Origin of the sequence: Brevundimonas sp. BH3 (genome assembly GCF_045345115.1) — a bacterium.
Classification (GTDB): domain Bacteria; phylum Pseudomonadota; class Alphaproteobacteria; order Caulobacterales; family Caulobacteraceae; genus Brevundimonas.
Map to the genome: position 1 here is coordinate 1,709,983 of NZ_CP150796.1, position 13,544 is coordinate 1,723,526.

General features: G+C 56.9%; 13 protein-coding genes. 8 read left to right on the forward strand and 5 right to left on the reverse strand.

Annotated features, from left to right (window positions below; genetic code table 11):
- Position 1 precedes the first annotated feature (1 nt).
- Positions 2–751 (reverse strand): hypothetical protein, encoded by a 750-nt coding sequence (locus WEU32_RS08310; protein ID WP_406851577.1) that lies wholly within the window; start codon positions 749–751, stop codon positions 2–4.
- An 83-nt stretch (positions 752–834) separates the two neighbouring features.
- On the opposite strand from WEU32_RS08310, the gene WEU32_RS08315 reads away from it, so the two are divergent.
- Together WEU32_RS08315 and WEU32_RS08320 are read left to right on the forward strand one after the other, a co-directional pair.
- Positions 835–1,440 carry a TIGR00730 family Rossman fold protein gene (locus WEU32_RS08315; RefSeq protein WP_312137057.1) on the forward strand — a complete coding sequence of 202 codons (606 nt, stop codon included), beginning with the start codon at positions 835–837 and terminating at the stop codon, positions 1,438–1,440.
- Between the two features lie 125 nt (positions 1,441–1,565).
- The gene (locus WEU32_RS08320) at positions 1,566–1,859 is read left to right on the forward strand and encodes a CC_3452 family protein (protein ID WP_406851578.1); all 294 of its coding nucleotides are present in this window, start codon (positions 1,566–1,568) and stop codon (positions 1,857–1,859) included.
- A 75-nt stretch (positions 1,860–1,934) separates the two neighbouring features.
- Here WEU32_RS08320 and gltX read toward each other — a convergent pair whose 3' ends face one another.
- The 3 genes from gltX to WEU32_RS08335 form a co-directional block, all read right to left on the reverse strand.
- Positions 1,935–3,269, reverse strand: a complete 1,335-nt coding sequence (gene gltX / locus WEU32_RS08325; protein ID WP_406851579.1) for a glutamate--tRNA ligase — start codon at positions 3,267–3,269, stop codon at positions 1,935–1,937.
- 137 nt (positions 3,270–3,406) lie between these two features.
- Positions 3,407–3,841, reverse strand: a complete 435-nt coding sequence (gene dksA, locus WEU32_RS08330) for an RNA polymerase-binding protein DksA (RefSeq protein WP_312137051.1) — start codon at positions 3,839–3,841, stop codon at positions 3,407–3,409.
- Positions 3,842–4,029: 188 nt separating this feature from the next.
- On the reverse strand, positions 4,030–4,455 hold the full coding sequence (locus WEU32_RS08335) for a flagellar assembly protein FliX (RefSeq protein ID WP_406851580.1): 426 nt from the start codon (positions 4,453–4,455) through the stop codon (positions 4,030–4,032).
- A 181-nt stretch (positions 4,456–4,636) separates the two neighbouring features.
- Here WEU32_RS08335 and WEU32_RS08340 point away from each other — a divergent pair, with 181 nt between their 5' ends.
- The 4 genes from WEU32_RS08340 to WEU32_RS08355 all read left to right on the forward strand — a co-directional run bounded on the left by WEU32_RS08340 (position 4,637) and on the right by WEU32_RS08355 (position 8,198).
- The gene (locus tag WEU32_RS08340) at positions 4,637–5,758 is read left to right on the forward strand and encodes a flagellar basal body P-ring protein FlgI (RefSeq protein WP_312137048.1); all 1,122 of its coding nucleotides are present in this window, start codon (positions 4,637–4,639) and stop codon (positions 5,756–5,758) included.
- Positions 5,758–6,069 (forward strand): rod-binding protein, encoded by a 312-nt coding sequence (locus WEU32_RS08345; protein WP_406851581.1) that lies wholly within the window; start codon positions 5,758–5,760, stop codon positions 6,067–6,069. The genes WEU32_RS08340 and WEU32_RS08345 overlap by 1 nt, the downstream gene beginning before the upstream one ends.
- A complete protein-coding gene (locus WEU32_RS08350) occupies positions 6,066–6,506 on the forward strand; it encodes a flagellar basal-body protein FlbY (protein WP_312137044.1) in 441 nt (146 codons plus the stop codon). The genes WEU32_RS08345 and WEU32_RS08350 overlap by 4 nt, the downstream gene beginning before the upstream one ends.
- Positions 6,507–7,004: 498 nt before the next feature.
- Positions 7,005–8,198: an EAL domain-containing protein gene (locus WEU32_RS08355; protein WP_312137042.1), complete on the forward strand. Its 1,194-nt coding sequence runs from the start codon at positions 7,005–7,007 to the stop codon at positions 8,196–8,198.
- Here the strand turns inward: WEU32_RS08355 and WEU32_RS08360 are convergent.
- The gene (locus tag WEU32_RS08360; RefSeq protein ID WP_406851582.1) at positions 8,163–9,776 is read right to left on the reverse strand and encodes an ABC-F family ATP-binding cassette domain-containing protein; all 1,614 of its coding nucleotides are present in this window, start codon (positions 9,774–9,776) and stop codon (positions 8,163–8,165) included. The genes WEU32_RS08355 and WEU32_RS08360 overlap by 36 nt on opposite strands.
- 238 nt (positions 9,777–10,014) lie before the next feature.
- Here WEU32_RS08360 and WEU32_RS08365 point away from each other — a divergent pair, with 238 nt between their 5' ends.
- Both WEU32_RS08365 and uvrA read left to right on the forward strand, forming a co-directional pair.
- Positions 10,015–10,539 carry a group III truncated hemoglobin gene (locus tag WEU32_RS08365; RefSeq protein ID WP_406851583.1) on the forward strand — a complete coding sequence of 175 codons (525 nt, stop codon included), beginning with the start codon at positions 10,015–10,017 and terminating at the stop codon, positions 10,537–10,539.
- Positions 10,540–10,610: 71 nt separating this feature from the next.
- Positions 10,611–13,520, forward strand: a complete 2,910-nt coding sequence (gene uvrA, locus WEU32_RS08370) for an excinuclease ABC subunit UvrA (RefSeq protein ID WP_406851584.1) — start codon at positions 10,611–10,613, stop codon at positions 13,518–13,520.
- The last annotated feature ends 24 nt before the right edge of the window (positions 13,521–13,544 follow it).

Below are 13,544 nucleotides of genomic sequence, written 5' to 3' on the forward strand. Positions count from 1 at the left end.
GCTACCTATCGACAGGCAACCATGTGGACTGCACAGCATTGTCCCCGATTTTTCGCGTGATACGCCAGCCATCCGAAACAAATTCGATACCTGATTCCACTGCCCCAAGTCCGGGATAGTGATAGGTTCGTTCACCCAACTTAATCACTGACGGACCTTTACCTGCAGGCAAAATAACCGCCCAGTGCCCGCTCGAATCTAATTCGACAGGCATAGCCCGACTATCCACCAACAGGCGTGGCACAGATGTCGTCGGCGCATGGCCCGACACGATCATCATGGCACCGTCGCTGTCGACGGCTTCCAGTGCGCTATTATGGGCTAATCGATAGCTGGCTTCACCATCCGTCAGCGTAACCGCTACGGGATGTTCGCCCGCTTTGAGAAAGACTAGTCCGTGCCCGTCGATGAACTCTTGTCCGATCTGGGAACGAGGCTTCAGGTACAACCCCTGATCTGGAACATTCAGCTCGATTTCAAAACTACCGTCCGGTTTGGCATTAGCCGCATAGACGCGACCATTCATCCCCGCCAACACAACCCGCCCGTTTGGTTCAGCCGCACCCGCAAGACGGATCTCGTTCCCGTTCCAGATCGCATTATCCAACGACGGAGGCCGAACCCATTCCGTGCTCGCAATACCTTGATCGATGGCTGTTTGATCCGCAGGCTTACACGCCGAAAGAGCGAATACCGAAAGAACCGCAGCACAGGTCAAAGTTTTAGCGACCTGACAAGGTTTCATCTTCACTCATCCTCCAGATTCTCTGCTAGATAAATCCATGCCCGTTTCAGGGCACAATGTCTCCCTTTTCCCCCACAGCCAGAGTTGCCATGACTGAACTGAAATCCACTGTCGCGCCCTATGAAGGCCAATCGGTTTGCCTGTTTTGTGCCTCTTCGGATGGTAATGATCCTGCTTATCTCGAATCCGGTCGCGCTTTCGGACAACAGACGGCACAGGCGGGCTGGCGACTGGTTTATGGCGGCGGCGGCGTTGGCCTGATGGGAGCATCGGCACGTGCAGCCCATGCCGAGGGCGGTCGCGTGGTCGGCATCATGCCGCGCTTTCTCCGCAGCCGAGAACGCCTCTTCGACGAGGTGGAAACGGTGATTGTCGAGTCGATGCACCAGCGCAAACAGATGATGTATGATGAATCCGACGTATTTGTCGTGGCACCGGGCGGTGTCGGCACCCTCGAAGAAGTCATCGAGTTGCTGTCGTGGAAACGTCTGGATCTGCACGCCAAGCCAGTCATTTTCCTCAACATACTCGGCTTCTGGGACAGCCTGTTCACCCTGCTTGAAGAGACCGTAAAAGCGGGAATGACGCCTGCCTCTTTCCTTGAAGCTTATACGGTTGCGACTTCAGTCGAAGAAGCGATCGAAATGATGCAGAAATCCGAATCAACGCCCCACGTCCGCCACGATCCCCGATAAAGTGCGACAAAGTGAACGCCGTTAACAAATCAGTGTTCACTTATGTTGACAGTCTCCAAAAACAACGCACATAACTGGCCTTCTTTTGCGTGTCCTCCCCGGGTTTTTGGTTCAGGAGATTTAATATGCGTGCCATCGCTATCGCCGCCGTACTGTTTGCGGCCGCCCCTGCTTTCGCCGACGCGCCGGCCACCCGCGCGACTCTCGTTGACACCGCCAAGGCACCAGCCGGTCGTCTGATCGTGGATGGCGCTGCATGGCGCTGCGAAGGCACCTCGTGCACCGCGACGGGCGGTTCGGCCCAACCGGCATCGCGCGCCTGCCGCCGCGTTGTTGCCCGTATCGGCAAGGTTTCGGCCTTCGCCTATAAAGGCACCGAACTGACCGCCGAAGAGTTGGCCGTTTGCAACGCCGACTGATCTGTACCGTCTACCGGCTACAAAAAAGGCCGCTCCGAATGGAGCGGCCTTTCTTTTATCTACATATCCATCGGATCAGGCTGTTTCACCTTTAAGGCGAGCGACAAGGCGCTCACGCGGGATCATCGGCACAATAGCGCCCATATCCGGCCCGTGCGCCTGTCCGGTCAGGGCCAGACGCAGCGGCATGAACAGACCCTTGCCCTTGGCACCTGTCTCGGCCTTTACTGCGCCGGTCCAGACCGACCAGACATCGGCACCGATTTCTTCGGGCAACAGCTTCAGAGCAGATTCGGCAAAGGCCACATCTTCGATCACTGGCGTGATCGGGCCATTCACAATCGCAGCCAAGTCTTCAACTTCCTTGAAGAAGTTCAGGTTCGGACGCACCACATTCCAGAAGTCCTCGCCCAGATCAACGCCCAGTTCAGCAAGGCGCGGCTTGGCAACTTCGTACGGCATGACCTGCAAGGCCTGAGCGTTCAGACGGCCCAGATCGGCTTCGTCATAACGCGCAGGGGAACGGCCCATCTTGGAGAAGCTGAAGCTTTCTCCCAGTTCCTGCATCGATGCCGCAATTTCGAGATTGTCCGAGGTACCGATCTTGCCGAGGTGGCTGGTGATCGCAATCGGTTCATAGCCGTCTGCGCGCATATCCATGATGGCCAGCGAACCAAGGCGCTTGGACAGGGCCGATCCATCGGCACCCACCAAGAGCGGCATATGCGCAAAGCCCGGCATCTTGGCACCCAGAGCTTCGAAAATCTCGATCTGGGCACCGGTATTGGTAACGTGGTCCTCGCCACGGATGATGTGGGTGATCTCCATGTCGATATCGTCGACCACCGACGGCAGCGTGTAGAGGAACAGGCCGTCCGCGCGGATCAGGACGGGGTCCGACATCGAGGCCGTGTCGACCTCGGCGTGACCACGGGCCAGATCTTCCCAAGCGACGCGCTTGCCTTCCAGCTTGAAGCGCCAGTGCGGCTTGCGTCCTTCAGCCTCGTACGCCGCCTTTTGCTCGTCCGTCAGCTTTAGGGCCGCACGGTCATAAATAGGCGGCATACCACGCGACAATTGTACCTTGCGTCGCAGGTCCAGCTCTTCCGCCGTTTCATAGCAGGGGTAAAGACGCCCCGAAGCCTTCAGCTTCTCGGCCGCAGCTTCATATCGATCAAAACGCTTGGATTGGTTGTAACGCTCGTCCCAATCCATACCGAGCCATTTCAGGTCGATCTCGATATTATCTTCAGACTCCTTGGTCGAGCGGACCAGATCGGTGTCATCAATACGCAGCACGAACTTGCCGCCCTGCCCCTTGGCGAATAGATAGTTCACCAATGCGGTGCGGACGTTACCAACGTGCAGCTTTCCCGTCGGCGACGGGGCGAAACGGACCTTGACGGACATGACAGCCTTTGACCTCAAAACGAGGCGGCTTGGTCGCGCCGCCATGAGGCGAAGTCAAGGCATCTAGTCTATTATTACCCTGCCACCGCCGACAAAAAGAAAACGGCCACCTCAATCCGAAGCGGCCGTCTGAAATCTTAGTCGTCGCGATGAACGCGTTCTCGACGCTCGTGCCTTTCTTGCGCCTCAACCGACAGCGTCGCTGTAGGGCGAGCTTCCAACCGCCCCAGACCGATAGGTTCGCCCGTTTCTTCACAGTAACCGTATGACCCGTCCTCGATACGACGCAATGCCTCGTCAATCTTGGAAATCAGCTTGCGCTGACGATCACGGGTGCGAAGCTCCAATGCACGATCTGCTTCGGACGAAGCCCTATCAACCAGATCAGGATGATTTTCCGTTTCCGATTTGAGGTTCGTTACCGTCCCACGCGCTTCATGGAGGATATCTTCCTTCCACTGCAACAGCTTGCCTTTAAAATAGGCTAACTGTCTATCGTTCATAAACGGTTCGTCATCCGAAGGCCGGTACGTCTCCGTTTCTTGACGGATCAAGGTCGCGGTTGCGTTCATTGGCTTAACGCTCGTTTAGTCGCGCCCCCCTGTGGCGCAATGCCGCCTATATTGAACGATTCCTTACGGCGCAATGCCGCTAATCGATCATTGATATAGCAACGCTATCCAGATCAGTGGATAACTGTGCATTTAATACGCTATGACTGCATGATTTCAGCAAAAACTTTGACAAGATCACATAAAATCTAGGTTTTTCGGCGCGTTTCTACCTTTGCCATTTCAACCGCAGCGCGAAGATCAATTTGATCGAGAACTGTTTTTAAACCCGCTTCCTCATCACCTTCTCGTGTCTCGCTCATGGCGCGCGCCAAGCCTTGCAGGTTAACCGGTGCGGCTTCACCCGCCAAAAGGGCCAGTTTCAGCTCGTCCAGCTTGTCTAAAAGGTTCGAGCCGCGACGGATTGCACGACGGCGACGCTCGATCGGGTCTTCAACCCCCTGCAAAGCCATCAGAGCAGAAACACCGGATACGCCAGTGCTGGAACTGGCCGCACTGGCTGCGCTTGCCGACGAAGAACCGCCGGAGCCGGGCAGACGAAAGCCCTCGGCGCTTTTCGATGCCGGTCTAGACGTAGAGGGGACGGCGGGGCCGCCAACACCATTGACCTTCATGAGCTTTACTCCCGATCTAGCTGCAAGCTGGGCTAGAGGGCTGAAATCTTGGTTAACACCCCGGCACAATTTGCCGCGATATCCCCGCTCAAATTTTCACTGTCATTGAATTTAAACATCAATTTCTTCGGCATGAAGTTCGCATGGTTAATTGCGAACACCTAACAGGGACGCCTGTCGTATGCAGAAGTTTCTTACCACTCTTATAGCTCCGGCAGCAGCCCTAGCCTTTTTGGCCGTGGCTGCTCTACCCTCGGACGCCCTGTCCCAGTCGCGCATCAAGGATGTGGCGTCGGTTGAAGGTGTGCGTACAAACCAGTTGATGGGCTATGGTCTGGTGGTCGGCCTCAACGGCACCGGCGACTCTCTTCGTAACTCTCCGTTCACCCGTCAATCGGTCGAAGGGATGATGGAGCGCCAAGGCGTCAATATCCGGGGCACCACAGCAAATACCAAGAATGTCGCAGCTGTAATCGTTACCGCCGAACTTCCACCTTTCGCTGTTCCGGGTGCCCGTCTGGACGTCACCGTCTCGGCCATGGGCGATGCCAAGAGCCTTTTGGGCGGTACATTGATGGTGACAGCCCTGCAGGGGGCCGATGGACAGGTCTATGCCGTAGCCCAAGGTGCGGTCCAAACCGGTGCTGTTTCGGCCTCGGGCGGTTCGGGGTCCTCAATAACGCGCGGCGTACCCACAGCAGGGCGGATTTCTTCCGGCGCAGTCGTGGAACTGGAAACCGGCTTTAATCTACAAAACATGGACGTTCTGCGTCTGGCCCTTCGCAATCCCGACTTCACCACCGCACAACGCGTGGCTCAGGCTATCAACCAGACCTTCCCCGGAACGGCCCATGCCGAGAATGGCACTGTCATCGCCGTTCGCGCACCTCAAGGCCAATCAGTTGCGGGTTTCATCAGCAGCGTCGAGAACCTGCCCGTGTCTGTCGACACCCCTGCCAAGGTTGTTATCGACGAGGTCAATGGCGTGATCGTTATGGGCGAGGCCGTGCGTGTATCTACCGTCGCCATCGCCCAAGGCAATCTGACAGTCTCGGTTCAGGAGAGCCCGATGGTCAGCCAGCCCAATCCTTTTGGAAATGGTCAAACGGTCGTGACGCCGCAATCGTCAGTGACGGTAGAGGAAGAAATGGGACGCCGTATGCAAATCGTCGGCGGACAAACCTCCCTGTCCTCACTTGTCAACGGCCTGAATGCCCTTGGCGTCAGCCCGCGCGATATGATCTCCATCCTGCAAGCCATCAAGGCAGCAGGGGCTCTACAAGCCGAAATCGAGGTGATCTAATGGGTGCTTCCGAACTCAATCCCGCGCTCATTCGCCCTCTTGGCGGCTTTAGCGCACCATCCAAAAATCATACGGTCGAGCAAATCCGCCAAACGGCGCAGGATTTCGAGGCCAGTTATCTGTCCCAGATGCTCAAGCCCATGTTCGAGGGTCTCAGCACCGATGCCCCGTTTGGCGGTGGTGCGGGCGAAGAAATGTGGCGCGGGTTTCTGGTCGAAGCCATGGCCAAAGAAACCGCCAAGGCCGGTGGTGTAGGCCTGGCAGACAAAGTCATGTCGCATATGCTTAAGGCACAGGAAGGCCTCGTATGAATTTGGATAGCGAAATGGCGAGCCTCCAGCTTGAAAAGTTGATTGGTCTGACAAAGCAACTGGATGCGCGTCTACTCAAAGAACTAGAACTGGTTCGTAGCCACAAGGCTGCCGACATGGCACAGGGCATGGCCGAAACCGCCGAACTGGCCAACGAGTATCGTCGTGAGTCCGCCCGTATCAAAGCCAATCCCGGTCTGGTCGCCAACGCGCCTCTGGAATTAAAGCAGGCCCTCATCAAGGCCACCGAGACATTCGACGAAACGCTGGCCGTACATTCCGAAGCCATTGAGGCTGCGCGCCGCATATCCGAAGGTCTGGTCCGTACGATTGCCTCAGAAGTCGCCAACAACCGTGCTATGGGGACGGGCTATATGGCATCGGGGCATGCCGCATCGGGTGACGGGCGGGCTGTTGCCCTAGACCGCAAGGCTTGATTAAACTCGCGCGGTCATAATGGCTTGCGTATAAGGTGCGGAAGCTTCAATTTAGTCCCAGTTTTCCAGCCAAGGCTTTGATTCCACCGTATGACGCTTGCCACACGCCTTTTAGGCTTGGCCTTCGCTTCGGCAGATGCGTTGATCGAGCTGGACAAGCAAGGTGTCGTACGCTTCGCCTTGGGTGCTGGACCTGTGCCTACTGCGCCTGTCGCGCAATGGGTTGGCCATCCTCTAGCTGACCGGCTCAGCCCTGAAGGGGCCGCAGACCTTAAAGCCTTGATCCAGTCTCTGCCTGCTGGACATCGCAGCCCGCCCCTGGACGTCGCTATTGATTGCGGTGGAAACCATCAACGCATGGCCCGGCTGCATGTTTTTAGGCTCCCCGAGCTTGCGCCAGCTGTGTCCTGCTCCTTGTCCTATATAGACAAGACCGCTTCGATACGCCCCGCTAATGCCCCGATTTCAAGCTCGGATGAGCTGCCTGAGGCGCAGGACATGCTGGCCAGTCTCAGGTTCCGCCTCCATGACAGCGTCGAAAGTGAAGTTGAGAAACTCGCGCTCGCCTTTGTCGATGTGGCGGGCATGGACAATGTCCCCAGCGAACGCCGCCCTGAAATTTATGCCGACCTGAATGCCACCTTGCGTTCAATCTCGCTGGACGGACAGTCTGCCGGTCGCCTCACCCATGATCGTTATGCTGTTGTGCATACCACAGAGAATGGCCGCGACATTGATGCTGAAATTCGCGCCATGGGTGAGAACAAAGGCGTGCCGTTATCATCAAAATCTGGCAACTCGCCATTAGGTAGCGATGCGTCATCGGCTTTGCGGGCCATGCGATTCGCGATCGAGGCCTGCCTCCGTGAAGACAATCTTGAAAATCCCGAAGCGCATTTCGCGGAAGCATTGCAGCGTACGCTCAGAGATGCTGAACGGTTCCGCAATATTGTGCGTGACCGTGATTTCGAGCTTCACTATCAGCCTATTGTCGACCTGAAAGCCCGCACAGTCCACCATCACGAAGCCCTTTCACGCTTTCCACGCTCAACCAGTCCCGGCCCCGCCATTCGCATGGCCGAAGAGCTTGCTTTGATCGAAAGTTTTGATCGCACTGTTGCTGAAATGGCGGTCAACTGTCTCGGTAAACCCGAAAATGCTGCGTTGAATGTCGCGGTCAATGTCTCCGGCGCATCGCTGTCCAACGATTCCTATGTGTCCTCGCTGTTGGCCATGACGGCCGATACGCCGCATATTCGCAACCGCCTCTTGATCGAGGTGACCGAAACAGCAGCATTGGCTGATATCGGCTCAGCCAATCGTCGTCTAACAGCCCTGAAGAATGCAGGTGTCAGAATCTGCATCGACGATTTCGGAGTGGGCTCGGCCAGTTTTGACTATCTGCGCGGCCTGAATGCCGACATTGTGAAAATCGACGGCACACTGGTACGCGGTCTGACGGACAATTCACGCCACCGCACCATGATTAGCCATCTGGTCGAGCTGTGCCGTTCCCTGAAAATGGTGACCGTTGCGGAGATGGTCGAAACCGAGAGCGAAGCCATCACCCTACATTCTCTTGGTGTAACTCACGGTCAGGGCTGGCTGTTTGGCAAGGCCGAACGGGAACCGCGCACCCAGATCAATACCCCGCCCTCACGACGCAAGGGTGTGATGGACAGTTGGGGTTAGGTTACACACCTGCTCTATACCGATGGCTTCCAGAAAACGGCGGTCATGACTGATAACCACCAAAGCCCCGTCATATTCGGCCAATGCTGTTTCAATGGCTTCCACTGACGGAATATCCAGATGATTGGTTGGCTCATCCAGCAATAAATATCGCGCCGGTTTCTCGCCTCCCAGCACACAGGCCAAGCCTGCACGCAGGCGTTCTCCCCCAGATAGCTCACTGACACGTTTCATCGCTGCCGTGTTACGAAACAGGAAGCCTGCCAAAGCGGCTTGAGCCTGTTGTGGTGTACATTCGGGATTTAGGCGCAGCCACGCATCACGCACGGTCTCGTGTGGATCAAGAAGGCTGACATCCTGATCCAGCATGGCAGCGAGCTCAAAAACCTCTGCCGAACCTTCATCAGGATCAGTATGTCCCGATAGAAGCGCCATCAGCGTCGATTTTCCGGAACCATTGGGACCTGTAATCGCAAGACGAAATGGCCCGCCCAGCCGCATATCCACTGGTCCCAACAGCGTACGCCCGCCGCGTCGCACAATGGCCTGTTCCAGTCGTACAATCTCGCGGCCCGACCCCAAACCCGTAGGATTGATCCGGATAGCCGGATTTCGGGTGCGCGCCACAGCACCTTGAGCCTGCAACAAATCGCTCTGGAGTGACGCCATCTTGCGTGCCACCAAAGTGTTTTCGCGTCCGGCGCTCTGTTGCGCAATACTTTTGCGCCTTCCAAGCAAGATTTTGGGCTGCCCCCCCTGCAGAGAAGCCCGTTTTCCGGCCCCATCGCGCCGTTCACGAGCTTCGCGCTGGTTTTGTGCCTCTTGTCTTGCGCTGTCCACGGCCCGCTTGGCCTGTGACAAGGCTAAATCCGCCGACAGTCGTTCAGCATCCCGCATCGTACGATACAGTTCGTAATTGCCGCCATATATACGCGGCCCCAAAGGCGACAGCTCTACGATCCGGTCCACATGCTGCAACAGATCCCGATCATGAGAAGCCACAATCAGGCATCCTTCCCAGTCACGGAGAATGGCTATAACCGCCTCGCGGCCTGGCGCGTCCATATGGTTGGTCGGCTCGTCGAGTAAAACTATGTCAGTCTGTGCCAGCTTTAATCCCGCCAGATAGACACGCGTGCGTTCTCCACCACTGAGGCTCGACATAGGTCGAGCAGGATCAAGCTCTGTCAGGCCAAGCGCCAGCAACGCCTTATCCAGACGGGCCTGCAGGTCCCAGTCCGCCCGATCCAGATCATCGTCGCTCGCAATACCGTTAAGGATGCGGTTAATCCGTGCCCATTCTTCCTCAACACCCAATGCGGTAGCGACGGACATGTCGGTAAAAGCACCCGTCTGCTGGTCCAGACGCACAACCTTACCCGTGACAGATACATGACCATCGTCAGGCATACGTTTCTGGGCAATTATGTCGAGCAAAGTCGACTTGCCGGACCCATTGGCACCGACAATGCCTATGCGCTCGGCACCGAGCGTCAGATCAAGATTTTCAAATAGGGTGGAGCCGTCAGTTGTACGGGCGGCGACCGATACGAGGGTCGCGTATGCGGACCCGGACACGTTTGGCTTTAGGTTGATTGGCATGAAACACCACGAGCATCATTGCAGACAGAACCGTTGCGGTAACCAGTGCGATGATCATGATATTCAAGCCTCCTAAAACAATGTGGGCTGAGTGAAACATGGGGGCATACGGCACGCCTTGCAAGTAGCTAAAAGTAACAACTGCATGCCAAACCGTCACCGGATGACCGGCATATGGTTGGGATCACGCCTTTTCATACCTATCTAGGATCCTATGAAACCGACCCGCTCTACGCTCGACTTTGCCATACAAACTCCAGATGAACGTCGGCATGCCGAAGCCCGCCGTGCGAAATCTGTTGCGCGTGTACAAGCCGAGACCGGCATCAACGAGGCCATGATCGATCGTCTGGTCGAGGGATTCTATGAGCGCGTGCGCCAGGATTCCCTGATTGGCCCGATATTTATGGAGCGGGTCAGCGAGTGGAGGCCCCATCTGGCGCAGATGAAACTGTTCTGGTCCTCGGTGGCCCTGCATAGCGGCGTCTATCAGGGACGCCCGATGCCCAAACACCTGCCTCTGCCCATCGACGCCCGCCATTTCGATCGCTGGCTGGAGATTTTTGAGGCCACGGCCATGGAGATATGCGGCCCCGTCGCCGGTCCCCATTTCATTGTCCGTGCACGCCGGATTGCCCAAAGTCTGGAACTGGGTATCGCCAATTCGAACGGTGTCCTGCTGGATCACGGCCAGCGTTTTGTGCGTTCCGACATAGGCTGGACACCAGAAGAGGTATAAGCCTCTCGACTAATGTTCAATCTTTGTTCTAGATACACTCCCTCCCCTCTGTTTGCGTGTTTGCGGCTTCCATGAGCGAAAAACATAACTTTATCCGCGTGCGTGGTGCCCGCCAGCACAACCTCAAGAATGTCGATATCGATATTCCGCGCGAGCAGTTGGTGGTGATGACCGGCCTGTCGGGTTCGGGCAAATCCTCGCTGGCGTTCGACACTATCTATGCCGAAGGCCAGCGCCGCTATGTGGAGAGCCTGTCGGCCTATGCCCGCCAGTTCCTGGAACTGATGGGCAAGCCGGATGTGGACCTGATTGAGGGCCTGTCACCGGCCATTTCGATTGAACAGAAAACCACTTCCAAAAACCCGCGCTCTACGGTCGGTACGGTCACGGAAATCCATGACTATATGCGTCTGTTATGGGCGCGCGTGGGTATCCCCTATTCGCCGGTCACGGGGCTGCCGATCGAAAGCCAGACTATCAGCCAGATGGTCGACAAGCTGTCTGCCTTGCCCGAGGGCGAGCGCATCATGCTGCTTGCCCCTGTCGTGCGCGGTCGCAAGGGCGAGTATAAAAAGGAAATCGCCGAGTGGCAGCGTCAGGGCTTCCAGCGCCTGAAGATCGACGGCGAGCTTTATGCCATCGAGGACGCCCCGACCCTCGACAAAAAATTCAAGCACGACATCGATATCGTTGTGGACCGTATTGTCACTAAAGACGGCCTTGAAGGTCGCTATGCCGACAGTCTGCAAACGGCTCTAGGGCTTGCGGATGGTCTGGCGGTAGCCGAGTGGCTCAAGCCAGCCGAGGGTGAAACCGAACCCCGCACACTGATCTTCTCAGAGCGCTTCGCTTGTCCGGTATCGGGTTTCACCATTACCGAGATCGAACCGCGTTTGTTCTCGTTCAATAACCCGTTCGGAGCCTGTCCCAAGTGCGACGGGCTCGGTGTCAAACTGGCCTTCGATGCCGATCTGGTGGTGCCGGATCGCGACAAGACCCTGCATGGCGGAGCCATTGCGCCTTGGTCCAAGGGTCAGTCACCGCTCTATACCCAGACCCTGCAGGCGCTGTCGCTTCACTATGGCTTCTCGATGGATAAGCCATGGCGAGAGCTTCCCGCCAATGCCCGGAAGGTCATTCTGCAAGGCACCGGCAGCGAGAAGATCAAGTTCGTCTATGACGACAATGCTCGCAAATACGAAGTCTCCAAGCCGTTCGAAGGCATTATGCCCAATCTGGAGCGTCGCTGGCGCGAGACGGACTCGGCATGGGTTCGCGAGGAACTGGGCCGTTACCAATCCGAAACGCCTTGCGACTCCTGCGGCGGCAAGCGCCTGAAGCCCGAAGCACTGGCCGTAAAGGTCGGGGCAGCAGATATTGCTGAGATTTCCGAACTGTCCATCTCCAAAGCCTTCCTGTGGTTCTCGACCCTCGAAGAGAGCCTGACTGAGAAACAGATGGAGATTGCGCGCCGTATCCTGAAGGAAATCACCGACCGGTTGCGCTTTCTGAATAATGTCGGCCTGGAATATCTGAACATGTCACGCGCTTCGGGCACTCTGTCCGGTGGTGAAAGCCAGCGTATCCGTCTGGCCAGTCAGATCGGCTCGGGTCTGACCGGGGTGCTTTATGTGCTGGACGAACCCTCCATTGGTCTACACCAGCGCGACAATACCCGCCTGCTGGAAAGCCTTCGCGGCCTTCGTGATCTCGGCAACTCGGTGCTGGTCGTCGAACACGACGAAGAAGCGATCCTGACCGCCGACCATGTGATTGATATTGGCCCCGGTGCGGGTGTTCATGGCGGCACGGTTCGGGCTCAGGGCACGCCCGCTGAAATCATGGCCAATCCAGATAGCCTGACAGGTCAATACCTGACCGGTGCACGTGAAATCCCATTGCCGATCGATGGCCGACGCCCGATCAGCCGCAAGAAGATGCTGACCATCTCGGGCGCGACCGGCAACAATTTGAAGAATGTTACGGGTTCTATTCCGGTCGGTGTTTTCAACTGCATCACCGGCGTATCCGGTGGCGGCAAATCCACCTTTACCATCGAAACACTGTACAAGGCCGCGGCGCGCCGCCTGCATAATGCTTCGGCTGCCCCCGCGCACCATGACCGGATCGAAGGCTTGAACCACTTCGACAAGGTCATCGACATTGACCAGTCGCCGATTGGCCGTACGCCGCGTTCCAACCCCGCCACCTATACAGGGGCCTTCAATCCGATCCGCGACTGGTATGCGGGTCTGCCGGAATCCAAGGCGCGTGGTTATGGACCGGGCCGGTTCAGCTTCAACGTCAAAGGCGGCCGTTGCGAATCCTGTCAGGGCGACGGTGTCATCAAGATCGAGATGCACTTCCTGCCGGATGTTTACGTCACTTGCGACGTCTGCAAGGGTAAACGCTATAACCGCGAAACGCTGGAAATCCTCTTTAAAGGCAAGAGCATATCCGATGTTCTGGATATGACTGTCGAAGAGGCTGGAAAATTCTTCGAGGCTGTGCCGTCGATCCGAGACAAGATGCTGACCTTGGCCCGCGTGGGTCTAGGCTATGTCAAGGTTGGCCAACCCGCCACCACCCTTTCCGGCGGTGAAGCCCAGCGTGTGAAGCTGTCCAAGGAACTGTCCAAACGCGCCACCGGCAAAACGCTCTATATCCTCGACGAGCCGACAACCGGCCTGCATTTCGAGGATACCCGCAAGCTTCTGGAAGTGCTTCAGGAACTGGTCGACAACGGCAACACCATCGTGGTGATCGAGCATAATCTCGATGTCATCAAGGTAGCCGATTACATCCTCGACTTCGGCCCTGAAGGGGGTGACGGCGGCGGCGAGATTGTCGCCATCGGCACGCCCGAAGAAGTTGCCCAAAACCCCAAGAGTTGGACCGGCAAATACCTCAAGGAAGTGCTGGACCGACACGAAGAACGTCGGCAGTCCCGCGTGGCACAGCTGGCAGCCGCCAACGGGTAAGAAAAAGGCCGGATCGCCCTGAAG

Bases quoted from the DNA above. Each gene is read 5' to 3' on its own strand.
- WEU32_RS08315 (WP_312137057.1), top strand. From the start codon at position 835: ATGACTGAACTGAAATCCACTGTCGCGCCCTATGAAGGCCAATCGGTT.
- WEU32_RS08320 (WP_406851578.1), top strand. From the start codon at position 1,566: ATGCGTGCCATCGCTATCGCCGCCGTACTGTTTGCGGCCGCCCCTGCT.
- gltX (WP_406851579.1), bottom strand. From the start codon at position 3,269: ATGTCCGTCAAGGTCCGTTTCGCCCCGTCGCCGACGGGAAAGCTGCAC.
- dksA (WP_312137051.1), bottom strand. From the start codon at position 3,841: ATGAACGCAACCGCGACCTTGATCCGTCAAGAAACGGAGACGTACCGG.
- WEU32_RS08335 (WP_406851580.1), bottom strand. From the start codon at position 4,455: ATGAAGGTCAATGGTGTTGGCGGCCCCGCCGTCCCCTCTACGTCTAGA.
- WEU32_RS08340 (WP_312137048.1), top strand. From the start codon at position 4,637: ATGCAGAAGTTTCTTACCACTCTTATAGCTCCGGCAGCAGCCCTAGCC.
- WEU32_RS08345 (WP_406851581.1), top strand. From the start codon at position 5,758: ATGGGTGCTTCCGAACTCAATCCCGCGCTCATTCGCCCTCTTGGCGGC.
- WEU32_RS08350 (WP_312137044.1), top strand. From the start codon at position 6,066: ATGAATTTGGATAGCGAAATGGCGAGCCTCCAGCTTGAAAAGTTGATT.
- WEU32_RS08355 (WP_312137042.1), top strand. From the start codon at position 7,005: ATGCTGGCCAGTCTCAGGTTCCGCCTCCATGACAGCGTCGAAAGTGAA.
- WEU32_RS08365 (WP_406851583.1), top strand. From the start codon at position 10,015: ATGAAACCGACCCGCTCTACGCTCGACTTTGCCATACAAACTCCAGAT.
- uvrA (WP_406851584.1), top strand. From the start codon at position 10,611: ATGAGCGAAAAACATAACTTTATCCGCGTGCGTGGTGCCCGCCAGCAC.